This is a genomic window from Micromonospora sp. C41 (assembly GCF_018070485.1).
Lineage (GTDB): Bacteria > Actinomycetota > Actinomycetes > Mycobacteriales > Micromonosporaceae > Micromonospora > Micromonospora chalcea.
Map to the genome: position 1 here is coordinate 579,017 of NZ_JAGPXP010000001.1, position 26,416 is coordinate 605,432.

Genomic DNA, 26,416 nt, shown 5'->3' on the forward strand with positions numbered 1-26,416 from the left:
CCCCCCGCACGTGAGAGGAATGACGCATGACCAGCACCCTGGCCGTCGCGCCCTGGCGAGTCTTCACCGTCGAGGTCCGCGCGCTACGCCGGCTCGGCCCGTCGTTCCTGCGCGTGACGCTCACCGGCCCGGACCTGGACCGGTTCGCCGACAACGGGTACGACCAGCGGATCAAGCTGGCCCTGCCACCGGTCGACGGCGCGTCGGGGGAGCTGCCCGACGGGCCGGACTGGTTCCCGCGGTGGCGTGAGCTGCCGGACGCGCTGCGCAGCCCGATCCGCACCTACACGGTCCGCGCGGTCCGGCCGGAGGCGTACGAGGTGGACGTGGACATGGCGCTGCACGGCGACGGCGGCCCGGCCACCCGCTGGGCCCGGCGGGCCCGCCTCGGCGACCGGATCGCCGTGGTCGGCCCGGACGCCGGCTGGGACGGCCCGCACGGCGGTGTCGAGTTCCAGCCGCCCGCCGGGGCGACGCTGCTGCTGGCCGGCGACGAGACCGCAGCGCCGGCGATCTGCGCGATCCTGGAGCGGCTGCCCGCCGACGCGCGCGGGCACGCGCTGGTGGAGGTGCCGGAGACCGGCGACGAGCTGCCCTGCCGGCCCCCGGCCGGCGTCACGGTGACCTGGCTGCCCCGCGACGGCGCCCCGCACGGCAGCCGGCTCACCCCGGCCGTGACGAGCCTGGCCGGCCGGCTGGTGCCGGTACCTGTCGCGGCGGGCGCCGCACCGCTGGCCGAGGTGGACGTGGACCGGGACATCCTCTGGGAGGTGCCGGAGCGGCCCGACGGCGCGGCGCTCTACGCCTGGCTGGCCGGGGAGGCGGCGGTGATCCGCGGCCTGCGGCGGCACCTGGTCACCGAGCGGGGCATGGACCGGCGCGCGGTGGCGTTCATGGGCTACTGGCGGGCCGGTCGCGCGGAGAACTGATCGTCTCGCGGGAGCGGGCCGGCGCACGACGCGCCGGCCCGCTTCGTCATCCGCGCGGCGCGTACGGGGCGAGCGGGTTGACCAGCGTGCCGGCGAACTGCAACGCGGCCGACGGGTCGGACAGGTCCACCATCTGCTGGTTGTTACGCAACTGGAGCCGGTTGAGGCAGGACAGCGTGAACTCCGGCGCGAACAGGTCGTGCCGGCGCATCCGGTCGGCCAGGTGCGGCACCGTGGCGGCGTAGTCGGCGGCACACGCGGCGACGGTGCGCCAGAACTCGGCCTGGTCGAGCACGCCCCGGGTGTGCAGGGTGGCGCTGAGGTGCCGCAGGAAGCAGTCGAAGACGTCGGTGAAGATGGACAGGATCTTCTCGTCCTCGGGTACGGCGGCCCGGATCCGCCGGACCCGCTCCGGCAGGTCCGCGTCCGGGTCCATCACCACGATCTCCTCGGCGATGTCCTTGAACACGACCCGCTCGACGACGCCGTCGCGCAGCACCAGGATGACGTTCTCGCCGTGCGGCATGAACGCCAGGTCGTGGGCGTACAGGCTGTGCAGCAGCGGCACCAGGTAGGCGTCCAGGTAGCGGCGCAGCCAGTCGGCCGGGGCCAGCCCGGACTCGTCGATCAGCGCCGCGGCCAGCGACCGGCCGTCGCGGTCCAGGTGCAGCAGCGAGGCCATGGTGGCCAGCCGCCGCCCGGGTTCCAGCCCGGGCACCGGGCTCTCCCGCCACAGCGCCGCCAGCATCTTCCGGTACGGCGAATAGCGATCGGTGGCCGCCTCGTACTGCCGGTGCCGGTAACCGATCGCGGCGCGCTCCCGGATGATCGACAGGCCGGTGCGCTTGAGCACCGGGTCGCCCTCGATCAGCCCGGCCAGCCAGTCGTTGATCGCCGGCGTCGCCTCCATGTACGCGGCGGACAGCCCGCGCATGAAGCCCATGTTCAGCACCGACAGCGCGGTCTTCACGTAGTGCTTCGCCGGGTCGCTGACGTTGAAGAAGGTGCGGATGGACTGCTGCGCCAGGTATTCGTCCGGCCCTTCGCCGAGGCAGACCAGCCGGCGCGCGGCCACCTCACCGGCGAACGTGACGGCGAGCTTGTTCCACCACTGCCACGGGTGCACGGGGACGAACAGGTAGTCGGCCGGGTCCAGGCCCAGCCCGGTGAGCGTGCCGGTGAACCCGGCCAGCGTCGCCTCGCCCAGCTCGGCCCGCATCAGCGTGTCGTAGTCCAGGTCGTCGGCGCAGGTGAACGTGGTGTGGTCGCGGTGCGCGGCGAGCCAGAGCAGCCGTACCGGCGCGGCGGCCTCCGGGGCGTACGCGCGGTACTCGTGCACGCCGAAGCCGAGGCGGCCGTTGTTGGCCACGAAGCAGGGGTGGCCCTCGGTCATGCCGGTCTCGATCGCCTGGAACCCGGCGGCGGCCAGCTCGGCGGCGCTCACCGCGGGCTTGGCCAGCTTGTACGCGGTTCCGGCCAGCGTGGAGGTGATCTCCTCCAGGTAGACCGGCAGGATCGCGTCGGTGAGGCCGAGCGCGCCGCGCAGCTCCACGCACAGATCCACGGCGTCCGGCGGCAGGTCCGCGCCGTCGCGGCGGCGCACGATGCTGTCCGCGTCGACCTCCCAGTGGTCCAGCGCCAGCCGCCGCGCGGCGAACCGGTACTCGACGGCGGCGTCGTCGCTGCGGACCAGCCACTGCCCGGGGCCGGTGGGCTCGGGGGTGATCAGGCGCTCGTGGGCGAACTCGGCGAGCGCCTTGCGCACCAGCAGCCGGTTGGCGGTCGCCCACGCCTCGGGGGTCAGGTGGTCCACTGCTGCGCTGGCGTTCACGCCGGTGCCCCTTCCTCGCCTGCGGGCGCGCCGGTGGCGGCCCGGAACTGGTCCCGGGTGCAGACGCTGAGCAGCGCCTCCTTCTCGGGCTTGCGGATCGGGCCGACGACGGTGAAGCCGACGGCCGCGTTGAGCGCGTGCACCGCCGTGTTGCGCACGTCGGGTTCCACCACCACGCGGCGGGTCGCCGGGTCGGCGAACAGCCAGGCCATCACCGTGGTGATGACGGCGCGGGTGAAGCCGTGCACCGGCGTGTCGGCGGGTGCGCAGAGGAAGTGCATGCCCACGTCGCCGGGCTCCGGGTCGTACAGGCCGACCAGCTCGACGTGCGCCGGGTCGTACCGTTCGGCCAGGAACGCCGGGGTGCCGCGCCACGACCCGAGGTACGCGTCGTGGTGCGGGTGGTCGGCGATGCGCCGGTACTCGGCGGCGACGGCGGCCACGTCGGCGTCCTGCATCAGCCAGAACGCGGACTTGGGATGGGTGACCCAGCGGTGCAGCAGCGCGGCGTCGGCGTCCGGGTCCAGCGGGCGCAGCGTGAACTCGCCCAGCGCGTCGTCGACGCGGGTGAACGCGCTCACGCCGGCGCTCCGAACTCCTGGAACGCGATGCTCTTCTCCACCGGGTAGTGCTCGCGGCCGGTCATCTCCCGGATCAGCCACGAGTTGCGGTACGGACCCATGCCCAGGTCCGGCGAGGTGATGCTGTGCGTGTGCGTGCCCCCGTTCTGCAGGAACACCCGGCGGCCGGTGTGGTCGACGCTGTAGTTGCGGGCCACGTCGAAGCGGCCGTGCGCGTCGAAGCGCAGCCGGTCGCGTACCGGCGCGAGGAACTCCGGCACCCGGTAGTGGTAGCCGGTGGCCAGCACCAGTCCTGCGGTGTCCAGCGTGAACGCGCGGTCCTGCTCGGTGTGGCGCAGCCCGAGCCGGTAGCGGCCGTCGGCGTACGCCGCCTCGACCAGTTCGGTGTTCGTCAGCAGGCGGGTGGGCGCCGGTCCGTGCAGGCTCTTGGCGTACAGCAGGTCGTAGATGTCGTTGATCAGGTCGGCGTTGATGCCCTTGAACAGCGGCTTCTGCGCGGCCTCCAGCGCGTAGCGGGTCGGCTCGGGCAGCGCGTGGAAGTAGTCCACGTAGTCCGGCGAGGTCATCTCCAGCGTGAGCTTGGTGTACTCCAGCGGGAAGAACCGGGGCGAGCGGGTCACCCAGGTGAGCTGGTAGCCGTACGTGTCGATGTCGCCGAGCAGGTCGTGGTAGATCTCGGCGGCGCTCTGGCCGCTGCCGACGATGGTGATGCTGTCCTTGGCCCGCAGCGCCTCCCGGTGTTCCAGGTAGCGCGAGTTGTGGATCAGGTCACCGCCCAGCCCGGCGCAGGCCGGCGGCAGGTACGGCGGGGTGCCGGTGCCGAGCACGAGGTGCCGGGCCCGGTGGGTGACCGGCCCGTCCGGCGTGTCGGCGCGCACCACGTACCGGTCGTCGGTCGCGTCGTACTCGACGGCGGTGACGGCGTGCCGGAAGCGCAGGTTCGGCAGCTTGGCGGCGGCCCAGCGGCAGTAGTCGTTGTACTCGGCGCGCAGCGGGAAGAAGCTCTCCCGGATGTAGAACGGGTAGAGCCGCCCGGTCTCCTTCAGGTAGCTCAGGAACGAGTACGGCGAGGTGGGGTCCGCGAGCGTGACCAGGTCGGCGATGAACGGCGTCTGGAGCCGGGTCGATTCGAGCAGCATGCCGGGATGCCAGTCGAAGCTGTCGCGGGCCTCCAGGAACAGCCCGTCGAGGTCGTCGATCGGCGCGGTGAGGCAGGCCAGGCCGAGGTTGTAGGGGCCCAGCCCGACGGCGATGAAGTCGTGGGTCGACATGGGGTTCTCGTTCTCCTCGACGGGGGTCAGCCGACCGGGCAGGACAGCTCGGCGGCAGCGGTCCGGGCGTACCAGGCGGCGTGGTCGGCGATGAGGTCCAGCACGTGGGCGATGTCGTCCACTGTGGTCTCGGGGTTGAGCAGCGTGAGCTTCAGGTGGTGCGCGCCGTCGACCTTGGTGCCGGCGACCAGGGCGGCGCCGGAGGCGGCCAGCGCGTCGCGGGCGTGCAGGTTGGCCTCGTCGGCCAGGTCGGGGGCGAGGCCGGACGGCCGGTAGCGGAAGACCACTGTGCTCAGCTGCGACGGTGCGGCCACCTCGAAGCGCGGGTCGGCGTCGAGCCGCTGCCACGCCTGCGCCGCGAGGTCGACGACCTGGTCGAACAGCTCGCCGACCGCGTCCGGCCCCATGATCCGCAGGGTCAGCCAGAGCTTGCAGGCGTCGAACCGCCGCGTCGTCTGGATGCTCTTGTCGACCTGGTTCGGGATGCCCTGCTCGACGGCGCGGGCCGGGTTGAGGTAGTCGGCGTGCCAGGTGGCGTGGCGCAGCGCCCGGCCGTCGCGCACCAGCAGCGCGCTGGAGCTGACCGGCTGGAAGAACGACTTGTGGTAGTCGACTGTCACCGAGGTGGCCCGCTCGATGCCGTCGAGCAGGTGGCGGCGGGTGGGGGAGACGAGCAGCCCGCAGCCGTACGCGGCGTCGACGTGCATCCAGACGCCCGCGTCGGCGCAGATGTCGGCGATCTCGGGCAGCGGGTCGATGCTGCCGAAGTCGGTGGTGCCGGCGGTGGCGACCACTGCCATCACCACCTGACCGTCGCGGTGGCAGTTGTCGATAGTGCGGGCCAGCTCGTCGGCGCGCATCCGGCGGGCCGCGTCGGTGGGTACGGTGAGCACCGCGTCGGCGGCGAGGCCGAGCAGCTTGGCGGCCTTCTGCACGCTGAAGTGCCCGGCCGCGGAGGTGATGACGCGCAGCCGGGACAGCACCTGCGGCCGGTCCGGCCGGGTGGCCGCGCCACCCACCGCCCGGCGGTACGCCTCCTCCCGGGCCAGCAGCATGGCCTGGAGGTTCGACTGGGTGCCGCCGCTGGTGAACACCCCGTCGGCGGTCGGACCCAGCCCGATCCGCCCGGCCGTCCACTCGATCAGGCGCCGCTCCATCAGGGTGGCTCCGGTGCTCTGGTCCCAGGTGTCCAGTGAGGAGTTCACCGCGCTGAGCACCGCCTCGCCGAGCAGCGCCGGGATGACCACCGGGCAGTTGAGGTGGGCGAGGTAGCGCGGGTGGTGGAACCACACCGCGTCGCGTAGCCACACGTCGTGCAGCTCGTCCAGGGCGGCGTCGGTGTCGCCGAGCGGCCGGTCGAGGTCGATGCCGCCGATGAGCGGCGCCAGCTGGTCGGGCGTGACGCCGGTGAACGGCGTGTCCACCTCGCCGACCCGCCGGGCGACCCGGTCGACGCCGCGCGCCAGCACGTCCCGGTACCGCGCGAGCGAGCCGGCGTTGAACAGGTGGTCGCGGGCCGTGGCGGCGGCGCGGCCGGTGTCGGTGGGCGCGGCGCCGGTCGGGCTCCCGATCGAACTCATGCGACTTCCCAGCGGTCGTACGGACAGGACGTGCGGCCACAGCCGCGGCGATCAGGTTAGGTTAGGCTCGCCTAACTAGCAAGCGCGACTCGGTGCGCTTTGTCCTGGAACTACCGCCGGTTGGCGCCTGCCGCGTGTCGCGGTAAGGTCGCCCTCGGTTAGGGGAGGTTATCCTAAGTTGACTGTGGAACGGAACCGCCGCCCGGCGCGCCGAGGCGGGCCGAGACGGTGACGCGCGTCGATCGCGATCAGTGGGGCGTGCCGCAACTGTGGGCCGGTGACGCCGACGCGCTGGCCCGTCTGCAGGGGCGTGTCGCCGCGACCGACCGGGCGTGGCAGATCAGCGTCGAACGATGGCGTGCCGAGGGCCGCCTGGCCGCCCACGTCGGACCGTCCGAGCTGGCGTGGGACCGGTTCGCCCGCCGCGTACGGCTGGACGACACCGCCCGGCGCTGCTACGAACGGCTGGACCCGGACACCCGGCGATGGGTCGAGGCGTACGTGGACGGGGTCAACGCCGGACTCGCCGAGGGCGCCGCCGCCGCGCCCGAGTTCACCGCCACCGGCGCCGCGCCCGAACCCTGGCGCCCCTGGTCGCCGCTCGGCGTGTTCCTCGTCCAGCACGTGCTGTTCTCCACCTTCCCGAACAAGCTCTGGCACGCGCACGTGGCCCGCACGCTCGGCCCCGATGCGGCCGGACTGTTCGCCGTGGAAGGACCCGCGTCGTCGGGCAGCAACGCCTGGGCGCTGCCCGCCGACCCGGCCACCGGGCGCGGCCCGCTGATCGCCGGCGACCCGCACCGGCTGCTCGAACTGCCCGGCGTCTACCAGCAGGTCCGGCTGGCCTGCCCGGAGTTCGACGTGGTCGGCCTCGCCTTCCCCGGCGTGCCGGGCCTGCCGCACTTCGGCCACACCGGCCACGTGGCCTGGGCCGTCACCAACGCGATGGCCGACTACCAGGACCTCTACCGCGAGCGGCTGCGCCGCGACGGCGACCGGGTGCTGGCGCGCGACGCCGACGGCTGGACCCCGGTCGCGCGTCACGTCGAGGAGATCGAGGTCCGCGGCGGCGACCCGGAGACGGTCGAGGTGATCGAGACGCCCCGCGGCCCGGTGATCGACCACGACCGGGTCACCGGCGAGGCCATCGCGCTGCGCGCCCCGAGCCGGGTGGAGGCCCGGCTCGGCTTCGAGGCGCTGCTGCCGCTGCTGCGCGCCCGGCGCGCCGCCGACGTCGCCGACGCGCTGCGCCACTGGGTCGAGCCGGTCAACAGCGTGCTCACCGCCGACACCGAGGGCGGCGTCCGCCGTCTGGTCGCCGGCCTGGTCCCGGTACGCGACGAACGGTGCCGCCGGGAGCCGGTGCCGGCCTGGGAGCCGGCCTACCGGTGGCGGGGCGACTACGTGCCGCCGGTGGACGAGCCGGTCGACGGCGTGGCGGTGTGCGCCAACGACCGCCGCGACGACGTCGCAGCGCACGGTGTCGACTTCGCCCCGCCGCACCGGGCGCGCCGGATCCGCGCGCTGCTCGCCGACGGCGCCGAGGCGTCCACAGTGCACACCGACGACCGGCTCCCGGCCGGCCCGCTGTACCGGCTGCTCGACCGGCTCGACCCGGGCCGGCTCGACGAACCCGCCCGCGCGCTGCTGCGGCGGCTGCGCCGATGGGACCGGGCGATGGCGGGCGGGTCGGCCGAGGCGGGCGCGTACGCGGCCTGGCGGGCGGCGCTGGCCCGGCGGCTGCGCGTACACCCGGGGTTGCGTGCGCTCGACGAGCCGTGCGGGTTCGACGAGCTGTTCGCCCCCTGGACCGACCCGGCGGCGCGGATCGGCCTGGCGCTGGACCACCTCGCGGCCGGGTTCGACCTCGCGGAACCGGCGGCCGAGGCGCTGGCCGAGGTGGCCGCCGGCCCGCCGCCCGGTGAGTGGGGCAGCCGGCACCTGCTGCACCCGGTGCACCTGGGCGTCGCCCCTGCGGTCACCGACGCGGTGACCGCGATGCGGGAGCGGGTGGCGCTGGCCGGTGACACCGACTGCGTGCTGGCCACCTCCAGCGTGCCGGGCGTCTCCGACGCCTGCTGGCGCGGCCCGGTGGCCCGCTACGTGTGGGACCTGACCGACCGGGCGGCCAGCCGCTGGATCGTCCCGTTCGGCGCGTCCGGGCGCCCCGGCGATCCGCACTTCGCCGACCAGCTGACCCACTGGGCCGCCGGGACGCTGATCCCGGTGCCCGCCGGCCCACTGACGGGAGACGAGACGACGTGATCCACCTGGAGTCGATTTCCGGCCTCGGCGCGCTGGCGCTGGAGCCGCTCCGCCCCGAGCGGGACGCCGGCCTGCTGCACGGCTGGGTGATCCGGCCCCGCAACCGGTTCTGGGGCATGGGCTCGCACACCGTCGACCAGGTACGCGACATCTACGCGTTCGTCGACGGGCTGGAGACCCACCACGCGTACCTGATCCGGCTCGACGGCGAGCCGATCGGGCTGTTCCAGACGTACCAGCCGGAGGCGGACCCGGTCGGCGAGCGTTACCCGGTGCAGCCCGGCGACGTGGGGATGCACCTGCTGCTCGACCCGCCCCGGCGGTACCCGCGCGGCGTGACCGGCGCGGTCTTCCCGGCCCTGATGCGGTTCCTGCTGCGTGACCCGGCCGCGCGTCGCGTGGTGGCCGAGCCGGACGTGCGCAACGACGCCATGCTGCGCCGCCTGCGCATCGAGGGCTTCACGTTCGGCCCCGACATCGACATGCCGGACAAGCGGGCGAGGCTGGCGTTCCTCACCCGGGAGCGGTTCGAGGCGGAGCACCCGCCCGCGTGAAGCCATGCCCGCGTCACGGCTCGGCGGCGCGCAGCCGCCCGGCCAGGTCCCGCACCGTCTCGGCGTACGCCGGGTCGTCCTCCGACGGGAGGTGACCCTTGATCGGCGGGGGGACGCTGTCCCAGGGCGGGGCGACCAGGCTCTCCGGATCCCGGAGGCGACGGTCCACAGTTGCCTCCGGGCCGGTGACGCGGGCCGGCTCGTCCGGGCGGTGCGGGGAGAAGATCCATCCGCCCAGCGCGTCGGTGTCCCGCCACAGGTTGCGCCAGCGCCAGCCGATCCGGCCGCCGATCCCGCGCAGCATCTCGCCGCCGACGTAGGCGGGGAACAGGCGGGCGTAGAGCCGGCGCAGCGGCGAGCTGTAGGTGAGCAGGGCGACCCGCGCGCTGACCTCCGCCGGTAGCTGCAGGACGGTCGCGGCGACGAGCACCGAGCCGTGGCTGTAGCCGGACAGCAGCACCCCGTTGCCGCTGTGCACCAGGTACGTGATGCGCCGGGCCAGCTCCGGCACGGCCCGCTCGGCGTAGCAGGGCGGTGCGAACGGGTGTGCCGCCCGGGGCCAGAACGTGGCCAGGTCGAAGAGCACGCCGACGTGGTGCCGGAACCCGGGACTGCGGTAGGCGAAGATCCCGGCGAGGATGAGGGCCAGCACCGCCGCCGAGATCGCCACCCCGCCCACCTCGATGCCGAACATGACCAGCTCCGCCGGGACGTGCGTGCGGTGCTCCAGCGTCTCGCCCGGATCGGGACGGACCAGCGCCATCGCGGTGGTCGCCGCGCCCAGTCCGGCCATGACGGCGAACAGCACCGCCAGCGGCACCAGCAGGTCGGTGAACCGGGCCCGCACGATCATCGTCCGGACCTGCCGCAGCCGGGGCGCCGCCTCGGCCGGCGGCGACGGGAAGTCCCGCTCGACGATCGCCCCGGCGGCCCGCATCCGGCCGCGCCGGGACACCAGCGCCACCACTGCCGCGACCACCAGGGTGACCAGCAGCGCGCGGAAGAAGCCGTAGATCGCCCAGGTGTACGCGTGCGCCGGGCCCGGTATGTCGTCCGCCGGGGACACGCCCCGGTCCAGCAGGTCGGCGGTGCGCTGGACCAGCTCGGCGGAGTACGCCACCGCGAGCCCGCCCGCCGCCGCGGCTACCACGAGCGCCCCGAGCCCGTTCGGCGGCTGGTGGCCGCGGACTCGTAGGCGGTGCCAGATCAGCACCGCGGCCAGGCCGCCGAGCAGTACCGCGTGCGTGACCAGCAGCCAGGTCAGGATCGAGCCGTAGCCGGGCAGCCCGCCGCCGGCACGCCAGCGGGCCGGGGCGAACAGCAGATACCCGGCCACCACGACGGTGAGCCCGATCGCGGTGCCGCGCAGCACCCGGGCGACCCGGTCACGTCGCGGGTCGGTGGGCGCCCGGTCGACGAGCGGCGGCACGCAGACCAGGACCAGGCAGGCGAGCAGCACCGCGCCGGTGACCGCCAGCAGCACCGCCACCGTGGGCGGGACGCCCTGCGCGGCCCGGGCGGCGAGGAGACAGCCGTCGAGGGTGGCGAAGGCCGCCGCGATGTGGATCGAACGCAGCCGGCCCATCAGCGGCTCGGTGTCCCACTGGCCGATCGTGCTCAGCGGAGGCCCGGCCGTCGCCCGCTCCGGCGCCCGGAACGCGGTGAACGAGCGTCCCGGCCGCCGGGAGACCCACCAGACCAGGCTCACCGCGGCCGCCGGGACCAGCGCCAGCACCACCAGCCGCAGCCCGACCGGCCGCCCGCCCATCCAGGACAGCCACTCCCGGTCGGCGACGCACGCCGGGACGGACAGGCACTGCCAGGCCACCAGGTCCAGCGCGACCCCGGCCCCGGCGAGCACGTACAACGCGGTCAGGCTCAACCCCAGCACCCGGCACAGCGCCCGCACCACCGCGCCGCCGACGGCGTCCCCCGGCCGCATCCACACGGCCACGTTGAGCAGCATGAAGGGCATCAGGAACAGCAGCGAGAGGGTACGCAGCGCGGTGCCGGACGGCAGGTCGTTCCACTGGTACGCCTCCAGCGTCACTCCGCTCGCGCCGCGCCCGTCGGCCAGGTCCGGACGGGGACGGTAAAAGCCGGCGCTGCGGTCGCCCGCGACCTGCCGGACCAGCGGCCGGCCCAGCACCTCGGCGGCCCCGCCCGCGGAGACCCCGTGCACCCGCAGCTCCACCACCTCGCCCGGGGGGGCCTGCGCCCGCCCTGGTCCAGCCGTCATCGACCCTCCGCGACGTCCCGGCCGCCCACGCCGCCTGGCACGGCCCGCCCTCGGGTGGCGCAGCGTCCTACCCCGCCGGGCGGCGGGCAAACGCCCGCGCACCTGCCTCGGGCGGCCGTTCGAAGCCGTGCCGTCCGGGTAACCGCCGAAGGTCCGCCGAGGAAGGGGTCCCGCATGACCGGTGCTTCGCGTGACGACCTTGCCGTGGCGACCCGGCTGCCGCCGATCGACGTCCGCCGGTGGGTGAACTCCGCGCCGCTGACGCCGGAGGAGCTGCGCGGGCGCGTGGTTCTGGTCGACGTCTGGGAGTACACCTGCGTGAACTGGATCCGCACCGCCCGTACGTGCGGGCGTGGCACCGCGACTACCGGGATCTGGGGCTCACGGTGATCGGCGCGCACGCTGGCCGACCGCTGGGTCGGCGTCTCCGCGCGTACGTCTTCACGTTCGGTCCCTGACCCGACCCGAGGAGGACAACCCGTGGCCGTCAAGACCCTGACGCCGACGCGTACCGGCGCCGACATCCGCGAGTTCCGCGTCGACGTGCCGGAGGCGGACCTGCAGGACCTGCGGAAACGGCTCGCGGCCACCCGGTGGCCAGAGCGCCAGACGGTGGACGACCAGTCCCAGGGTGTGCCGCTGGAGACCAGCCAGGCGCTGGCCCGGTACTGGGCGACCGAGTACGACTGGCGCAAGGTCGAGGCGCGGCTCAACGACCTGCCGAACTTCGTCACCGAGATCGACGGCCTGGACATCCACTTCATCCACGTCCGGTCCCGGCACGACGACGCGCTGCCGCTGATCGTCACTCACGGGTGGCCGGGATCGGTGATCGAGCAGCTGAAGATCATCGGCCCGCTCACCGACCCGACCGCGCACGGCGGCCGCGCCTCGGACGCGTTCCACCTGGTGATCCCGTCGATGCCCGGCTACGGCTTCTCCGGCAAGCCGGACGGGCCCGGCTGGGACCCGCAGCACATCGCCCGCGCCTGGACCGAGCTGATGCGGCGGCTGGGCTACACCCGGTTCGTGGCCCAGGGCGGCGACTGGGGCGCGCTGATCACCGACATGCTCGGCGTGCAGGCGCCGCCGGAGCTGGCCGGCATCCACACGAACATGCCGTGCGTGGTGCCGCCGGACATCGACGCGCTGCTGCAACGCGGCATCACCGGCGTGAACAACCCCCTCGCGGAGCTGCCGGCCGGGCTCTCGGACGAGGAGCGGGCCGCCTGCGAGCGGATCGACTTCTTCTGGAAGCACTCCGCGTACGCGCTGATCATGACGACCCGCCCGGAGACGCTGACGGCGCTCGCCGACTCGCCGGCCGGGCTGGCGACGTTCATGCTCGACCACGACGCAGCCAGCCTGGATCTGATCTGCGCCGCCTTCGCCGGCTGGCCCGGCGGCCTGAGCCGCGACGACATCCTGGACAACGTCACGCTCTACTGGCTGACCAACACCGGCGTGTCCTCGGCCCGGCTGTACGCGCAGAACGCGCTGTCGTTCTTCGCCGCGAAGGGCGTCCGGGTGCCGGCCGCGGTGAGCCAGTTCCCGGACGAGATCCTGCTCGCGCCGCGCAGCTGGGCGGAGCGGGCGTACCCGAACCTGATCCACTACAACCAGCTGGACCGGGGTGGGCACTTCGCCGCCTGGGAGCAGCCGGAGTTGTTCGCGCAGGAGATGCGGGCGGCCTTCCGCTCGCTGCGCTGACTGCCGGGACGGATGCGGCCGGGTGGGATGTCCACCCGGCCGCGTCCGCGGATTCAGACCTCGGTCAGCCGGACCGCGTCGGCGATGACCAGGCCGGCGGCGGAGCTCCACCGGCTGACCGCCACCCGGTTGGCGTCCCCGGCCGGCAGCGTGAACGTGCCGAGTGAGCGCCACTGCCCGCCGGTCGCCCGCTGGTCGACGGTGACCGTCCGGTTGCCGGTGGTGGTGGCGACGATGTACGGCGTGGCCGCGTTGTAGCCCGCGTTCGCCGGCCACCACGCGTCGACCCGGTAGTTGCCGGTACGGGGGACGTTGAACTTGTACCAGGCGGCGTCGCTCGCGGCGACCGGGTCCGCGTACCGGTAGTCGGCGCCGTAGCGCTGCCCGGAGTAGGTCGAGGTGCCCCAGTTGGCGCTGGCGGTGAACCGGCCCGCGGTGGCGTTGTCCACCGTCGACGTCCAGCCGGTGCCGCCGCCGGCCATCTTGGCGGCCACGTCGGCGCGCATCGTGTTCAGGTCGATGAAGGACGGGTCGATCTTGCCGGTGGTGCTGGTCTCCCGGTGCCCCCGGGCGTAGCTGGAGTCCCGGCCGAGCCGCTTGAGCACGGCGGCGGTGGCCGCGATGCTCGCGTTGTACTGGGCGGTGGTCATCCGCTGGTCGACGCCGTTGTAGTCGATCTCCCAGCCGATCATCAGGGTGTTGCCGTCGCCGGCCGGGATCGGGCCGCTGCCGCCGCTGGTGCCGGCGTGGTTGCACCGGCCGGCCGAGATCACGTGGAACACGCCGTGGTAGTCCACGAGCGCCTGGCAGAGCGGGCCGGGCAGGTCGGAGCGGCCGTTGATGCAGATGTTCAGCGCCGGGTGCGGGTTGGTGGCGCTGGACGTGGCGGCGGTGTGGTGCCAGAGCACGCCGATCGGGTCGAACGAGCCGGAGCGCATCCGGTTGAGCCAGTCGCCCTCGACCACCACCTGCACGCCGGCGGCCCGCAGCACGTCAACGAGCCAGGGAATGGTGGCCATCACTGCTCCCGGAGCAGGTCGGCGAGGCACTCGGCCTTCGGCGCGGCGTGCGCCGTACCGGGACGGACGGCCACCACGAGGGCGGCGGCCGCCAGGGCGGGTACGCCGAGCAGACCTCGGCGTCGCAGACGGGGGGATCGTGACGTGGGCATGGCGCTCCTCGGGTGACGGCGCAGTATCGATCGACGCTCGTGAGTGTGGGAACGCTATCCCGGCGTCGGGCGCTCTGTCGATACCCTTCAATGATCGTTTCCATTGTGAAAACTTTCGCCACCGCCATCTGTCGTCGTTCGTCGATGCGTGGTAGAAATCCTGCCCAAGTCTCGCCGTCGAGCGAGGAATCCTTCACAGGAGGGGCGCCGATGAGAGCGTTCGTCACGGCCCTGACACTTCTCGCTGTGGCCGCGGCCGCGGCCCCGGCCACCGCGGCCGCCCCGGCCGAGGCCGCCGCCACTGTCGCCGCGGTCGGCCCGCAGCCCGGCACGTTCACCGGCAAGGGCTTCGACACGTGCACCGCGCCGTCGCAGGCCGCGATGGACGCCTGGCTGACCGCCTCGCCGTACCGCGCGGTCGGCGTCTACATCAGCGGCGCCAGCCGCACGTGCGCCCAGCCCAACCTGACCGCGACCTGGGTCGCCGACCAGACCCGCAAGGGCTGGCGGCTGATCCCGATCGAGCTGGGCTACCAGGCGCCGTGCGGCACCCGTACGCCGAAGATGTCCGCCGACCCGGCCACCGCCCGCGGGCAGGGCCGGACCGCGGCGGACAGCGCGGCCGCCGCCGCGACGGCGCTCGGCATCGGCGCGGGCAGCACGCTCTACAACGACATCGAGCAGTACCCGTCGAACGCGAGCTGCCGGGCCGCCGTGCTCTCCTTCCTCTCCGGCTGGGTCGAGCGGCTGCACACGCGCGGCTACCTCGCCGGCATGTACTCCAGCGGATCCTCCGGCATCACCGACGTCTGCAACGCCTACGACGACACCCGGTACCTGCGCCTGGACCAGATCTGGATCGCCTGGTGGAACGGCGTCGCGGACACCGACGGGGGCACGTACTGCGCCGACGACCGCTACGCCGACCAGCAGCGCCTGCACCAGTACGCCGGGGACGTCACCGAGACGTGGGGCGGCGTGACCATGAAGATCGACCGCAACTACCTGGACGTACGGGCCGGCACCCCGCCCGCGTCGTGGAGCGTCACGGTCGACAACGCCACGTCGGGCGGGTTCAGCGCGGGCGCGGCCTGGGGCGCCTCCGCGTACTCCGGGCAGCGCCACGGCGCCGACTACCGCTTCGCCACGCCGGTGGCGGCCAGCGACGTGGCCTGGTTCCGGGCGAGCCTGCCGGCGACCGGCGCCTACGAGGTGTCGGTGTGGTACCCGGCCGACCCCGGCTACAACGACCGCACCCCGTACCTGGTCGCCACCACGACCGGCAACCGGTCGGTGGCGGTCGACCAGCGCACCGGCGGCGGACGCTGGGTCTCGCTCGGCGTGTTCACGCTCGCCGCCGGCGCCGGGGACAAGGTCGGGGTGAGCCGCTGGAGCGCCGGGACCGGGTACGTGGTCGCCGACGCGGTCCGTATCACCCGGCTGTGAACCCGCGGGCCGTGAGCCGGTTCCGCCTCGGCGGGGCCGGCTCACGGCGTCCGGGTCAGCTCAGGTGCGCCAGCAGGGCGGTGGCCATGCCCTGCTCACCGCGGGCGTTCGGGTGGAACGGCGCGGCCGAGTTCTGCGGCACCAGCCCCTCCACCCAGCGGGTGCCGCTGCTCTTGCACGCGTCCCGGCCGATCGACGGGGTGTAGACGTCGGCGTAGCTGGCCCCGCCCGCCGCCGCGGTGTCGGCGAGCATCGTGTTGAGCGCCTTCTGGACGCCGCGCAGGTACGGCACGTCCTGGTAGGCGATCGGCACCACCGGCCAGCAGCCGTACCCGCTGTCGGGCAGGATCGCCGGATAGCCGAGCACCACCACGCGCGCGTTCGGCGCGGCCTGGCGGACCGCCCGCAGCACGGCCGTCACCTTCGGCGCGGCGGCGGCGATCCGGGCCCGCAACTGGTCGGTGCCGCCCGCGGTGAACCGGTCCTTGCAGGGCGACCCGAGCGGGCTGCTCACGCTCGCCTCGGCGCAGTCGCCGATGATGCCGGAGAAGCCGATGTCGTTGCCGCCGATCTGGACCGTGACCAGCGCCGTGCTGGCGGTGACCGCGTTGACCTGCGGTGGCAGCGCGATGCCCAGCGCGCCGTCGCCGCCGTACAGGATGTCCTCGGTGGTGGCCCCGGAGCAGCTCACGTCGGTGAACGACGACGAACCGGCGGACGCCGCGACCAGGGACGGGTAGTTGCGGTTGGAGCGCAGGCAGTTCAGGTCGACCTGGGTGGGCACGAGCGGGGCGGAGGTGTAGGAGTCGCCGAGCGCCACGTACCGCCCGGTGGGCGCGGCGGCGACGGCGGGCGCGGTGGCCGCGAGCAGCACGCCGGCGGTGGCGGCGGCGACCGCGGCGAGTCTGGTGGCGGTCCGCATCAGCGGCAGGCGGGGACGGTTCATGGGGCCCTCCCGGAGGGGTCCTGGTGGTGGTGCTGGGATTCTGTCCACGCCTGTGGCGCACGTCAATATAGACAGGGCTCACTAAAGCGTGTCCCGGGATGTGGTCCGGCACTGCCTGGTGGAGGGTTGCCGACGCGGCCTCAGGTGTTGTGTGCGTCACACTTTTCGGCGTCCCCGGAGTCGGGTGCCGGGAGCCCGTAGACGGGTCGATTCGTTGCGGCGCAACGCTCCCCGGCACTGTCACTCCTGGTGGGTGGACCGGGGCCGGATTCGCGGAGGCACGCACCGGAGCCACCCCGGCACGGCTGGTGAGCGACCGATCGAACGTCGGCGATCCCGGATTTGCGGCCGTCATTACGCTGCGAAGTGGTTGATCGCCGGAACCACGGACGACAGGTGGAAGAACCTCAGATGAGTGACAATCACCCTCCCTACGGAGGCTATCCGGACCCGAACGCCGGAGCGTGGGGCAACCAGCCCGACCCGAACGCCCCGTACGGCGCGCAGCCGGCCTCCGGCGCGCCCTACGGCTCGCCGCCGGCGTCAGGTGCCCCCTACGGTTCGCAGCCGGCGTCGGGCGCGCCCTACGGCGCCCAGCCGGCCTCCGGCGCACCGTACGGCGCCCAGCCCGCTTCCGGCGCGCCCTACGGATCGCAGCCGGCCTCCGGCGCGCCGTACGGGGCGCCGCAGCCCGCGGTGTCGTACCCGGGGCAGGCCGGCTTCCCGCCGCCGGCCGCGCCCTACGCGCCCGGCACGCCCCAGGGCGGCGGCGGCAAGAGCAAGGGGCTGATCGTCGGCCTCGCCGCCGGTGCGGTGACGCTGACGCTGCTCTGCTGCGGCGGCGGGCTCGCCTACGTCGCCTTCAACGGCGACGAGGAGGACCCGAAGCCGGTCGCCTCCGGCAGCGCCACCCCCGGGCCGGACGGCAGTCCGTCCGCGACCCCCAGCGCTGACGGGCCGGAGTCGCCCGGGCCGGACGGTCCCACCAACAACGACGCGATCACCGCGCGGTACGCCAGCGAGATGTCGGCGGTCTGCGACGGGGGGCCGATCCTCAACGCCGCCCCGTACACCGCGCCGGCGGGCTCGAAGGCGTACGTCTTCTCCAACTCCCCGGACCGGCCGACGTTCTGGTCGCAGAAGACGATCAGCTCGGCCAAGCCGTACTACGCCAAGTCGGCGGACTTCGCCACCGTGTCCGTCATCGGCTGCCTCAAGATGGTCGAGGGCAGCGAGGGCACGCCGAAGAAGTGCCAGTACAAGAACAGCGAGGACAAGGTCGTCACCGTCGACTACATCTCCTCGCGGTACACGCTGACGTTCCACGCCGCCAAGACCGCCGAGAAGGTCGGTGACGGCGGCACGGTGAACGCTCCGGCCGCCCGCTGCCCGAGCTTCATCTCCTACAACAAGGTGACGATGAAGTCGTACGCGACGCCGGACAGCGGCACCATCGAGGCCGCGCTGGACCGCTTCCTCAAGTGAGGAGACCCGGATCGGGGTGTGCGCGTCGGCTGACCCGCACACCCCGATCCGGCTGCCGGCGGGTCAGGTGGCCGGCAACGGGCGGCCGTGCGCGTCCACACACTCGCGGGCGAAGAGCCGCAGCAGCTCCGGCAGGTGGAAGTGCTGGCCCGGATCGTCCGAGTCGACGGGCAGCAGCAGATTGTGCTGGACCAGGTGCTCCACCATCCGGTTGGCCTGCTGCCGGGGCAGGCGCAGGATCTCCACCGCGCTGGCCGGGGTGATGAACGAGCCGGCGCGGGCCAGCGCGCGCAGCGCCCGGCGGGCGTCGACGTCCAGCGCCTGGTAGCTGACCGAGAGGCTGTCGCGCACCGAGATGTCCCCGACGGCCAGCTCGGACAGCCGGTTCTCCTCGTCCTCCAGGTGCGCGGCGAAGCCGGGCAGGGCGACGTCGGGCTGGGTGACGAGCCGGCTGCCGACGATCCGCAGCGCCAGTGGCAACAGGTCGCAGGCCGCGGCGATCCGGCCGAACACCTCCGGTTGCTCACGTACCCGGCGCTCACCGGCGATCGTGGCCAGCAGTTCCACCGCGTCGGCGCGGTCGAGCGCGCCGAGCGTCAACCGCCAGCCGACGTCCAGGTCCAGCAGGCGCTGCCGGCTGTTGATCAGCACCAGGCTGCGGCCCGCGCCGGGCAGCAGCGGGCGCACCTGCTGCGCGCAGTGGACGTCGTCGATGATGAGCAGCAGCCGTCGGCCGGCGAGCGCGCACCGCAGCGCGGCGGAACGCTCCCGGATGTCCTCGGACACGTCGGCCAGCGGTACACCCAGCTCGACGAGCAGCTCCCTGATCAGTTCGCCGCTGCCGCGGGGTGTCTCGTCGCTGCTGTCGAAGCTGACGAAGAGCTGACCGTCGGGAAAGAGGTCGGCCAGGTCGTACCCGCTGGACACCGAGAACGACGACTTGCCGACGCCCGGCGCGCCGGACACGAGCACGACCCCGGCGTGCTCGTCGGCGCCGGCCGGGTCGGCGATCCCCTCGGCGATGGTGCGGAGCTGGCTGGCCGTGGTGTCCCGGCCGACCAGGGACGGCGGCTTCATCGGCAGGGCCTGCGGGCTCGGCGGCGGGCCGGGCGGCGCCGCGGGCCCGGCGCCGAGGGCCGCCGGCCAGCCGGACGGTGGTCGGACCTCGGCGGAGTCCCCGTCCAGCGCGGCCTGGAGGGCGCCCTGGAGGGTGGGACCGGGGTCGACGCCGAGCTCGTCGACGATGCCGCGCCGGGCCTGCTGGTACACGGCCAGCGCCTCGGCCACACGCCCCTCCAGCGTCAGCGCGGTCACCAGCTGCGCCTGCCGGCGTTCGTCGAGCGGCTCCTCGGCCACCATCCGGCGCAGCGACGGGATGACCCGGGCCGGTTGCCGCAGTCGCAGGCGCAGGTCGAACAGCTCGGTCGTGATCTCCCGGTGCTGCTCCCGCAGCGCCGTGACGGTCGCGCCCAGGTCGGTGCCCGGATCCGCCAGGTCCTCCAGCGGGGGCCCGCCCCACAGCTCGACCGCCTGGTCGAACAGCTCGGCGGCGACCTCCGGCCGGTCCCCCCGCGCGGCCCGGCGGGCGTCGTCGGTGAGACGCCGGAACCGCAGCAGGTCCAGCTCGTCCTCGTCGACCCGCAGGTGGTAGCCGGCGCCGTCGTGGACCAGCCGGTCGGCCGAGTCGCCGCCGCGGTCCAGCGCCTGCCGCAGCCGGTGTACGTACGTCCGCAGGTTGCGTACCGCCGACGCGGGCGGCGCGTCCGGCCACAGGCCGTCGACCAGCCGGGAGGTGGCGACCGTGCGCCCCGGGCTCAGCAGCAGCACGGCGAGCAGAAGGCGGGGCTTGGTGCCGGTGAGCGTGATCGGGTGATCGTCCACGTGAAGGGCCAGCGGGCCGAGGACACTGAACCGCATCGATGTATTCCCCCGCTCCGCAGGACCGTCCACAGTGTGGTGCACGGCTGGAATTCCCACCTTCGGCTGGGGAATACCTCGATCCCAGATGGTGCAAGTTGTCACCGATCGGTGTGTATCTCGTGACCCCGGGTGAGTTGCGCCGTCGCCCGGTGCGCCGCGTCGAGCACCGCCACCGCGTCCGCCACCCCGGCGCCCGCCGACCGGCCCGCGCGGACCAGCTCGGCGAAGTCCTCCGCCTGGCAGGCCAGGGCCGCGTACATGGTGGCGTCCCCGTCGGCCGGGTCGAGGAAGGCCAGCCGCTCGTGGTCCCGGGTGCCGAACACCTCCACCGTCGCCATGTCGCCGCCCCGGTGGTGCCGGCCGAGCGAGACCAGCGCGGTACCGCCGCCGGACAGGCCGAGCAGCGCCTGCGCGCTGTCCACGTCCCGGCCGCGTACCGCCGGGTCGGTGACCGGACCGGCGGGCTGCGCGGCGACCCGGTCGATCTCCTGCCCGGTCAGCCACCGGATCTGGTCGAACTCGTGCACGCCCATGTCCACGAAGATCCCGCCGCTGCCGGTGCGGAACGCCGCCGCCGGCGGCTCGCCGTCCCACTGCGACGCGGCCACGAACAGGACCTCGCCGAGCGCGCCGCCGGCGATCCGCTCGCGCAGCCGGCGCAGCTGCGGGACGAACCGCCGCCAGTAGGCGACCTGGAACGGGATCCCGGCGGCGGCGGCCACCCGCCCCGCCTGCGCGGCCCCGGCCGGGTCGAGCCCGGCCGGCTTCTCGCACAGCACCGGCAGCCCGGCCTCGGCGGCGGCCGCGACCAGCTCGCCGTGCCGGCCGGTGGGCGCGGTCACCAGGAGACCGTCCGGCGTGGCGTCCGCGAGCAGGTCCGCCACGCTCGGGTACGCGGGCAGCCCGGCCGCGGCGACCTCCGCCCGTGCCGCCGGAACCGGGTCGACCACGTGCCGGATCCGGACCGTCCGGTGGGCGGCCAGGGCCCGCAGGTGGTGGCGGCCCATCCGGCCCGCCCCCACAAGTGCCAGCCGGAACTCATCGCTGCCGGTCATCGTCGGTTCCCTTCTTCTCGTCGGCGTCGTCCGTACGGTCGGGGCTCAGCCAGCCGGCCAGCGCGGCCACGACGGCCGGCGCGCCGGTGGCCAGGACCACCATCCCGTCGTGGCGCCACCGCCGGGTCACCCCACCGGCGGCCTCGACCAGCGCGGTGCCGGCCGCGACGTCCCACGGCGCGGGGTCGAAGCTGACGAACGCGTCCAGTTCCCCCCGGGCCACCGCCGCCAGGTCGCAGACCGTGGAGCCGGAGTTGCGCAGGTCCGCGACGAGGGGCGCGACGCCGACGAGCGACTGGTACGCCCGCCGCCGCGGGCCGGGCGCGTTCGGCACCGCGAACGCCACCAGGGCGTGCCCCGGCGCGGCCTCCCGGTCGACGGTGACCGGGACGTCGCCGTCGAGCGCGCCGTCGCCGTCGAGCACCAGGCAGGCGCCGGTTGCCGGTTGCAGGATGGTGGCGGCGACCACCTGGCCGTCGCCGTCGTCACAGCCGATCGCCACCGCGATGCTCACCGCGTAGCGGCTCGCCCCGTGGCTGAAGTTCAGCGTGCCGTCGAGCGGGTCGACGATCCAGCGCAGGCCGGAGCAGCCGGCGCTGAGCCCGGACTCCTCGGCCAGGACGGCGTCCTGCGGCCGGTCGCGGGCGAGCAGGTCGAGGATGGCCCGTTCGCTGGCGTGGTCGGCGGTGGTCACCGGGTCCTGTGCCGCCCCGCCCTTGTGCATGGTCCGGAAACCCTGGCTCCGTGCCTCGCGGATCGCGTCCGCCCCGGCCCGCGCGGCGCGCAGGCTCAGGTGGCGCAGGTCGCCGGGAGCGGCGCCGATGCTCATCGCGCCACCTGCGCTTCCGCCGGTGCGGCGACCCGCGCGTAGTGGCCGTCCACGAACAGCAGCGGTGGGGTCGGCCGGAGCAGGCCGGCGGAGCGGACCGCGCCGATCAGCACGGCGTGGTCACCGGCCGGGTCGGCGGAGACGGCCTCGCAGCCGAAGTACGCCACCCCGTCGGTCAGGCGCGGGCAGCCGGTCGCCCGCTCCGCGTCGTAGGTGACACCGGTGAAGCCGTCGGCGCCGCTGGGCCGTCCCCGGCTGGCGAACCAGGCCGCCTCCGCGCGCTGGTCGTCGGCGAGCACCGTCACCGCGAAACGCCCGGTACGCCGGACCGCGCCGAGCAGCCGGCAGTCCCGCCGCAGGCAGACCAGCAGCATCCGGGGCGACAGCGACACGGTGGTGAAGGAGTTGACCGTCATGCCCACCGGGCCGTCGGGTCCGACGGCCGTCGCCACCGCCACTCCGGTGGCGAACCGCCCGGCCACCGAACGGAACGCCCCTTCCTGCTCGTGTCCGTCTCCTGTCCCGGTCATCGTCGTTCTCCTCTCGTCGCGCTGCCGACCAGGTCGGCGGTCCGGCGCCGGTCGGTCTTGCCGTTGGCGTTCGTGGGAAGCGCGGCCACGTGGTGGATCCGGGCCGGCACCATGTAGCCGGGCAGCCGGTCCGCGCACCGGCGGGTCAACTCGGCGGTGATCCCGGCGGCGCCGGTGTAGACGGCGCGCAGGGCGACGTCGGCGCCCGCGCCGAACGCCAGCACCACCGCGTCCTGCACCCCCGGGTGGCCGCGCAGAACCATTTCGATCTCGCCGAGTTCGATCCGGTAGCCGCGCAGCTTCACCTGGTCGTCCAGGCGGCCGTGGTGCACGAGCGTGCCGTGCTCGCGGCGGACCCGGTCCCCGGTGCGGTAGTACCGGCGACCGGCGTACGTGACGAACCGGTCCTCGTCGTCGGCCGGGTCGAGGTAGCCGTCGAACCGCTGCGGCCCGTGCACGCACAGCTCGCCGTCGTCACCGCCGACGGTGCCGTCCTCGCCGCGCAGGATCGCGTCGAGCCCGGGGTGCGCGTCGCCGATCGGCACGGTGCCGTTCGAGGTGGCCGGCCAGTCCGCCGGATCCGCCGGCAGCCGGTGACCGGTGCAGGTCACGGTCAGCTCGGTGGGACCGTAGAGGTTCTCCACCACGCTGCCCGGCGCCGCCGCCGCCCACGCCCGCGCCTGCTCCAGCGTCAGCGCCTCGCCGGCGAAGAGGCTGTGCCGCAGGCCCGGCATGGCGCCGGGGGAGAGCATCCGCATCCGGCGGGCCAGCGAGACCACCGAGGGCACCGAGAACCAGTGCGTGATCCGTCGTTCGTTGACGAACCGCACCGGCGTCAGCACCTCGTCGGGCTGCGGCACCACGAGCGTGGCGCCGCCGCCCCAGGCGACGAACATGTCGAAGACGGACGGGTCGAAGGTCAGGTCGAAGGTCTGCGACAGCCGGTCGCCCGGGCCGACCGGGTAGCGGTCCCGGCAGCACGTGAGGAACGCGTCGACGTTGCGGTGCCGGATCGGCACGCCCTTGGGCCGCCCGGTCGAGCCGGAGGTGAACAGCAGGTACGCCACCTCGTCCGGCGCCACCGGGGCGGCCGGCGGCGGGACGCCCGGCGCGCCGTCGAGGCGTACCGTCACGGCGTCGCCCGCGACCTGCGCCGCCGTCGCGGCGCCGGCGTCGTCGACCACCAGCGCGTCCACCCCCGCGTCCCGGCACAGCCGGGCGGTGCGGGCCGGTGGGAAGGCCGGGTTGAGCGGCACCACCACCGCTCCGGCGCGCAGCGCGGCCAGATAACCGGCGTACGCGGGCAGGCTGCGGGCGGCCAGCAGGCCGACCGCGCGCGGGCGTCGGCCCACCTCGGTGTGGATCCGGCCGGCGAGGCCGTCGGCGAGGTCGCGCAGCCGGCGGTAGGTCACCGGCTCCCCGCCGACCTCCAGCGCGACCGCCTCCGGCACCCGTGCCGCGGTTCGCTCGAACCACTGGTAGAGACTCACGGCGTTGCTCCCTTCGCTGTGCTGTCGTCGATCGGCGTCCCGCCGCCACCGGGCGCGGGACGCCCTCAGGTCACCGCGCCGGCCAGCTCGTCGGCGTGGTCGGCGATGCCGGCGAGCATCGCTCCGGTTGCTCCACCGGCGATGCCGAACATGGCCGCCTCGGTGCGCAGCTGCGCCTCCCCGCCGTCGCGGAACGCGTCCGCGCCGCGCAGGCGCACCGCCTCGGCGGCGACCCGGTCCACGGTCTCGGCGGCGCTGACCTTGAGCAGCATCCCGGTGACCGCGGACGGGACGGCCGCCGGCGCGTCCAGCAGCGGCGCGCACAGCGCGTCGAGCTGGTGCGTGGCGACCAGGCACCGGGCGTACCGCTCGCGGACGGCCGGGCGGTCCCACAGCGTGCCCGCCCCGGCCGGCCGGCGCCGCAGCCAGTCGCGCAGGCCCGCCAGCATCCGGTGGCACATGGCCCGGGCCCACAGCGCCCCGGCGACCCGTTCGACGCCGACCTGCCGAGCGAACCCGGCCAGCGCCCGGCCGGGGCGGCCCAGCACGGCGTCCGGGGCCAGCGCCACGCCGGCGAAGCGCAGGTGGCCCACGCCGGACCCGGCGAACGCCCGGCCGGCGGATCCGACTGTCACGCCGGGCGCGTCGGCCGGCGCCAGCACCCAGCAGAAGCTGGTGAAGTGCCGCGCCTCGCGGTGTCGGGCCAGCACCAGCGCCGCGTCGCAGCTCGTCGCGTTGGTGATCCAGTCCTTGCCACCGTCCAGGACGGCGCCGTCGTCGCCCAGCTTCACCCGGGTCGTGGCGTCGAGCAGGTCCGATCCGGACCCGGCGGCGTCGGTGACGGCCAGCGCCACCACCGTCTCGCCGCGCAGCATCCCGCGTCGCGCGCGCTCGGCCGGGCCGGTCGCGCCGGCCAGCAGCGGCAGCACCGTGGCGACCTGGACGCAGACCGACAGCGTCACGCCGAGCGGGCACCGGGCGTCCAGCTCGGTGAGCAGGGCCGACAGCCGTCGGGGGTCGGGCTGGACGCCGTCGGCGTAGAGCGCCTCGATGGTCCCGGCGGCGCCCAGCGCGCGCCACACCGCACCCGGGTCGGTGGGGTCCACGCCGGACAGCGCGGCGCCCACCGGGGCGGCGTGGTCCCCGGTCGGCGTCGGTGTCGGTGTCGGCTCAGGCAAGACGCACCCCCGGGTCACGCAGTGACAGCGCCCCGTTCGCCAGGCGCAGCCGGTCGTTCGCGTAGTTCAGCGAGGCCGAGCGCAGATCCCGGAACGTGCGCTCCAGCGCCAGCGGCGAGTCGGTCAGGTAGCCGTGGCGCAGCCCCGCCAGCTCGACCAGTTCGTGCGCGGCGGCGAAGGACTCCTCGGCCGCGCGGATCTTCAGCGTGTTGAGCAGCAGTTGCACCGGCGCCGCCGACATGTCCGGCGCGTCGGTGACCACCGAGACGGTGTGCCGCAGCAGCGCGTGCGCCGCGTCCAGCCGGGCCCGGATCCCGGCCAGCCGCAGCAGCACCAGCTCGGAGGAGGGGGCGAACTGCCGCCGTCCCGCCTCGCTGCGGGCGTGCCGCAGCACCCGGGCGTACGCGCCGGCCGCCGCCCCGATCCAGGCCGCCGCCCAGCCGACGTGCGCCAGCGGCGCGAAGACAGTGGTGGCGATCTCCCGGAACCCGCCGTGTTCGCCGATCACCTGCCACTGCGGCACCGCGCCGCGCAGCCGCATCGGGACGCTGTGCGTGGCCCGCATGCCCAGCGGGCGCCACCCGCCGGTGACCTCGACCTCCACCTGGTCCCGGTCGGCGTAGACCAGGTCCACCTGGGCCGCCGAGCCGGCGCCCGGGGCGCGGGTGGTGATCAGGAAGGCGTCCGCGTACGGGCCGCCGGTGACGATCGGGGCCTGCCGGTCGACGCGCAGCATCTCGCCGTCGTGCTCCAGCGCCGACTCGGCGGTCAGCAGGTGACCGCCCTTGCCGGCCTCGGTGGTGACCGAGCCGAGATACCGCTCGCCCCGGGCCACCGACGGCAGCACCTCGGCGCGCAGCTTCTCCCCGCCGTACGCGGTGATCGCGGCGACCTGCTGGCAGTGCATGGCGAAGACCATCGCCACCGACATGTCCACCCGGCCCAGTGCCAGCGTGACGTCGACCAGATCCGGCAGGGTCCCGCCGGCGCCGCCCTCGGCGACCGGGACCAGCAGCCCCAGCAGCCCGGTACGGCGCATGGCGGCCAGCGCCTCGGTGGGGAAGGCTGCGGTCTCGTCGGCCTCCCGGGCGTGCTCCGCCGCGATCTCGGCGACGGTCTCGACGGCCGGGGCGTACCCGGCGACGGCCGTCATCGGGAACCACCACCGACCGGTGTGCGCAGCTCCTCGACCACGCCCCACAGCCCGCCAGCGGTGGCGAACGTGGAGTCGACCAGCTTGTCGTCGGGCACGGCGACCCCGAACGTCTCCTCGATGGCGAACAGCAGCTCGATCTCGCGCATGGAGTCCAGGCCCAGGTCGCGCAGCCGGGCGTCCTCGGTGATCTCCTCCTTGCCGGCGAACTTGAGGAACGGCCGGAGCAGCTCGGTGAATTCGGTGTTCATGA

The 26,416-nt window shown here is 74.3% G+C and carries 23 protein-coding genes; 7 read left to right on the forward strand and 16 right to left on the reverse strand.

Annotation, left to right across the window (positions count from 1 at the left end; all coding sequences use genetic code 11):
- The first annotated feature begins 26 nt into the window (after positions 1-26).
- The gene (locus KBX43_RS01670) at positions 27-929 is read left to right on the forward strand and encodes a siderophore-interacting protein (protein ID WP_043323340.1); all 903 of its coding nucleotides are present in this window, start codon (positions 27-29) and stop codon (positions 927-929) included.
- Positions 930-975: 46 nt separating this feature from the next.
- Here KBX43_RS01670 and KBX43_RS01675 read toward each other — a convergent pair whose 3' ends face one another.
- Genes KBX43_RS01675 through KBX43_RS01690 form a run of 4 tightly spaced genes read right to left on the reverse strand, consistent with a single transcriptional unit; the run spans position 976 to position 6,192 of the window.
- Positions 976-2,760, reverse strand: a complete 1,785-nt coding sequence (locus tag KBX43_RS01675; protein ID WP_064445629.1) for an IucA/IucC family siderophore biosynthesis protein — start codon at positions 2,758-2,760, stop codon at positions 976-978.
- On the reverse strand, positions 2,757-3,341 hold the full coding sequence (locus KBX43_RS01680) for a GNAT family N-acetyltransferase (protein WP_113972947.1): 585 nt from the start codon (positions 3,339-3,341) through the stop codon (positions 2,757-2,759). Before KBX43_RS01680 ends, KBX43_RS01675 begins: the two co-directional genes overlap by 4 nt.
- Entirely contained in the window at positions 3,338-4,612 is a 1,275-nt protein-coding gene (locus tag KBX43_RS01685; RefSeq protein WP_210882560.1) for a lysine N(6)-hydroxylase/L-ornithine N(5)-oxygenase family protein, read from the reverse strand. The genes KBX43_RS01680 and KBX43_RS01685 overlap by 4 nt, the downstream gene beginning before the upstream one ends.
- 26 nt (positions 4,613-4,638) lie before the next feature.
- Positions 4,639-6,192, reverse strand: coding sequence for an aspartate aminotransferase family protein (locus KBX43_RS01690; RefSeq protein WP_247677024.1), 1,554 nt, complete (start codon positions 6,190-6,192; stop codon positions 4,639-4,641).
- A 228-nt stretch (positions 6,193-6,420) separates the two neighbouring features.
- On the opposite strand from KBX43_RS01690, the gene KBX43_RS01695 reads away from it, so the two are divergent.
- Together KBX43_RS01695 and KBX43_RS01700 are read left to right on the forward strand one after the other, a co-directional pair.
- Positions 6,421-8,457, forward strand: a complete 2,037-nt coding sequence (locus tag KBX43_RS01695) for a penicillin acylase family protein (protein ID WP_210882562.1) — start codon at positions 6,421-6,423, stop codon at positions 8,455-8,457.
- Positions 8,454-9,011 (forward strand): GNAT family N-acetyltransferase, encoded by a 558-nt coding sequence (locus KBX43_RS01700; RefSeq protein ID WP_064445634.1) that lies wholly within the window; start codon positions 8,454-8,456, stop codon positions 9,009-9,011. Before KBX43_RS01695 ends, KBX43_RS01700 begins: the two co-directional genes overlap by 4 nt.
- A gap of 13 nt (positions 9,012-9,024) precedes the next feature.
- Here KBX43_RS01700 and KBX43_RS01705 read toward each other — a convergent pair whose 3' ends face one another.
- A complete protein-coding gene (locus tag KBX43_RS01705) occupies positions 9,025-11,250 on the reverse strand; it encodes a hypothetical protein (protein WP_210882564.1) in 2,226 nt (741 codons plus the stop codon).
- A gap of 174 nt (positions 11,251-11,424) precedes the next feature.
- Between KBX43_RS01705 and KBX43_RS01710 the strand changes: the two genes are divergently transcribed.
- On the forward strand, positions 11,425-11,640 hold the full coding sequence (locus KBX43_RS01710) for a hypothetical protein (RefSeq protein WP_247677025.1): 216 nt from the start codon (positions 11,425-11,427) through the stop codon (positions 11,638-11,640).
- A 90-nt stretch (positions 11,641-11,730) separates the two neighbouring features.
- Complete coding sequence (locus KBX43_RS01715) at positions 11,731-12,960, forward strand: epoxide hydrolase family protein (protein WP_210882573.1); 1,230 nt, start codon at positions 11,731-11,733, stop codon at positions 12,958-12,960.
- Positions 12,961-13,013: 53 nt separating this feature from the next.
- Here the strand turns inward: KBX43_RS01715 and KBX43_RS01720 are convergent, their stop codons facing one another.
- Both KBX43_RS01720 and KBX43_RS01725 read right to left on the reverse strand, forming a co-directional pair.
- Positions 13,014-13,979, reverse strand: coding sequence for an N-acetylmuramoyl-L-alanine amidase (locus KBX43_RS01720; protein WP_030499177.1), 966 nt, complete (start codon positions 13,977-13,979; stop codon positions 13,014-13,016).
- Entirely contained in the window at positions 13,979-14,131 is a 153-nt protein-coding gene (locus KBX43_RS01725) for a hypothetical protein (RefSeq protein WP_166456009.1), read from the reverse strand. Before KBX43_RS01725 ends, KBX43_RS01720 begins: the two co-directional genes overlap by 1 nt.
- Positions 14,132-14,341: 210 nt before the next feature.
- Between KBX43_RS01725 and KBX43_RS01730 the strand changes: the two genes are divergently transcribed.
- On the forward strand, positions 14,342-15,577 hold the full coding sequence (locus KBX43_RS01730) for a glycoside hydrolase domain-containing protein (RefSeq protein WP_210882574.1): 1,236 nt from the start codon (positions 14,342-14,344) through the stop codon (positions 15,575-15,577).
- Between the two features lie 55 nt (positions 15,578-15,632).
- Here KBX43_RS01730 and KBX43_RS01735 read toward each other — a convergent pair whose 3' ends face one another.
- A complete protein-coding gene (locus KBX43_RS01735; protein WP_043323357.1) occupies positions 15,633-16,523 on the reverse strand; it encodes an SGNH/GDSL hydrolase family protein in 891 nt (296 codons plus the stop codon).
- 411 nt (positions 16,524-16,934) lie between these two features.
- Here KBX43_RS01735 and KBX43_RS01740 point away from each other — a divergent pair, with 411 nt between their 5' ends.
- A complete protein-coding gene (locus tag KBX43_RS01740; RefSeq protein ID WP_043323358.1) occupies positions 16,935-18,008 on the forward strand; it encodes a hypothetical protein in 1,074 nt (357 codons plus the stop codon).
- A 63-nt stretch (positions 18,009-18,071) separates the two neighbouring features.
- Here KBX43_RS01740 and KBX43_RS01745 read toward each other — a convergent pair whose 3' ends face one another.
- From KBX43_RS01745 to KBX43_RS01780, 8 genes are all read right to left on the reverse strand, one after another.
- Entirely contained in the window at positions 18,072-19,925 is a 1,854-nt protein-coding gene (locus tag KBX43_RS01745) for an AfsR/SARP family transcriptional regulator (RefSeq protein ID WP_069088456.1), read from the reverse strand.
- A 101-nt stretch (positions 19,926-20,026) separates the two neighbouring features.
- A complete protein-coding gene (locus tag KBX43_RS01750) occupies positions 20,027-20,983 on the reverse strand; it encodes a Gfo/Idh/MocA family protein (RefSeq protein ID WP_210882576.1) in 957 nt (318 codons plus the stop codon).
- Positions 20,967-21,812 carry an inositol monophosphatase family protein gene (locus tag KBX43_RS01755; RefSeq protein ID WP_210882579.1) on the reverse strand — a complete coding sequence of 282 codons (846 nt, stop codon included), beginning with the start codon at positions 21,810-21,812 and terminating at the stop codon, positions 20,967-20,969. The genes KBX43_RS01750 and KBX43_RS01755 overlap by 17 nt, the downstream gene beginning before the upstream one ends.
- Positions 21,809-22,342, reverse strand: a complete 534-nt coding sequence (locus KBX43_RS01760; RefSeq protein ID WP_043323361.1) for a flavin reductase family protein — start codon at positions 22,340-22,342, stop codon at positions 21,809-21,811. Before KBX43_RS01760 ends, KBX43_RS01755 begins: the two co-directional genes overlap by 4 nt.
- Positions 22,339-23,832: an amino acid adenylation domain-containing protein gene (locus tag KBX43_RS01765; RefSeq protein WP_210882587.1), complete on the reverse strand. Its 1,494-nt coding sequence runs from the start codon at positions 23,830-23,832 to the stop codon at positions 22,339-22,341. The genes KBX43_RS01760 and KBX43_RS01765 overlap by 4 nt, the downstream gene beginning before the upstream one ends.
- A 65-nt stretch (positions 23,833-23,897) precedes the next feature.
- A complete protein-coding gene (locus KBX43_RS01770) occupies positions 23,898-25,010 on the reverse strand; it encodes an acyl-CoA dehydrogenase family protein (RefSeq protein ID WP_247677026.1) in 1,113 nt (370 codons plus the stop codon).
- A complete protein-coding gene (locus tag KBX43_RS01775) occupies positions 25,003-26,163 on the reverse strand; it encodes an acyl-CoA dehydrogenase family protein (protein ID WP_210871665.1) in 1,161 nt (386 codons plus the stop codon). The genes KBX43_RS01770 and KBX43_RS01775 overlap by 8 nt, the downstream gene beginning before the upstream one ends.
- On the reverse strand, positions 26,160-26,414 hold the full coding sequence (locus KBX43_RS01780; protein WP_064445644.1) for a phosphopantetheine-binding protein: 255 nt from the start codon (positions 26,412-26,414) through the stop codon (positions 26,160-26,162). Before KBX43_RS01780 ends, KBX43_RS01775 begins: the two co-directional genes overlap by 4 nt.
- Positions 26,415-26,416: the final 2 nt, after the last annotated feature.

What these genes read in the sequence shown, in the direction of transcription:
- KBX43_RS01690 (WP_247677024.1), bottom strand. Translation starts at nt 6,192, where the DNA reads ATGAGTTCGATCGGGAGCCCGACCGGCGCCGCGCCCACCGACACCGGC.
- KBX43_RS01730 (WP_210882574.1), top strand. Translation starts at nt 14,342, where the DNA reads ATGAGAGCGTTCGTCACGGCCCTGACACTTCTCGCTGTGGCCGCGGCC.
- KBX43_RS01755 (WP_210882579.1), bottom strand. Translation starts at nt 21,812, where the DNA reads ATGAGCATCGGCGCCGCTCCCGGCGACCTGCGCCACCTGAGCCTGCGC.
- KBX43_RS01710 (WP_247677025.1), top strand. Translation starts at nt 11,425, where the DNA reads ATGACCGGTGCTTCGCGTGACGACCTTGCCGTGGCGACCCGGCTGCCG.
- KBX43_RS01780 (WP_064445644.1), bottom strand. Translation starts at nt 26,414, where the DNA reads ATGAACACCGAATTCACCGAGCTGCTCCGGCCGTTCCTCAAGTTCGCC.
- KBX43_RS01725 (WP_166456009.1), bottom strand. Translation starts at nt 14,131, where the DNA reads ATGCCCACGTCACGATCCCCCCGTCTGCGACGCCGAGGTCTGCTCGGC.
- KBX43_RS01740 (WP_043323358.1), top strand. Translation starts at nt 16,935, where the DNA reads ATGAGTGACAATCACCCTCCCTACGGAGGCTATCCGGACCCGAACGCC.
- KBX43_RS01705 (WP_210882564.1), bottom strand. Translation starts at nt 11,250, where the DNA reads ATGACGGCTGGACCAGGGCGGGCGCAGGCCCCCCCGGGCGAGGTGGTG.
- KBX43_RS01735 (WP_043323357.1), bottom strand. Translation starts at nt 16,523, where the DNA reads ATGAACCGTCCCCGCCTGCCGCTGATGCGGACCGCCACCAGACTCGCC.
- KBX43_RS01670 (WP_043323340.1), top strand. Translation starts at nt 27, where the DNA reads ATGACCAGCACCCTGGCCGTCGCGCCCTGGCGAGTCTTCACCGTCGAG.
- KBX43_RS01760 (WP_043323361.1), bottom strand. Translation starts at nt 22,342, where the DNA reads ATGACCGGGACAGGAGACGGACACGAGCAGGAAGGGGCGTTCCGTTCG.
- KBX43_RS01720 (WP_030499177.1), bottom strand. Translation starts at nt 13,979, where the DNA reads ATGGCCACCATTCCCTGGCTCGTTGACGTGCTGCGGGCCGCCGGCGTG.
- KBX43_RS01775 (WP_210871665.1), bottom strand. Translation starts at nt 26,163, where the DNA reads ATGACGGCCGTCGCCGGGTACGCCCCGGCCGTCGAGACCGTCGCCGAG.
- KBX43_RS01750 (WP_210882576.1), bottom strand. Translation starts at nt 20,983, where the DNA reads ATGACCGGCAGCGATGAGTTCCGGCTGGCACTTGTGGGGGCGGGCCGG.
- KBX43_RS01745 (WP_069088456.1), bottom strand. Translation starts at nt 19,925, where the DNA reads ATGCGGTTCAGTGTCCTCGGCCCGCTGGCCCTTCACGTGGACGATCAC.
- KBX43_RS01685 (WP_210882560.1), bottom strand. Translation starts at nt 4,612, where the DNA reads ATGTCGACCCACGACTTCATCGCCGTCGGGCTGGGCCCCTACAACCTC.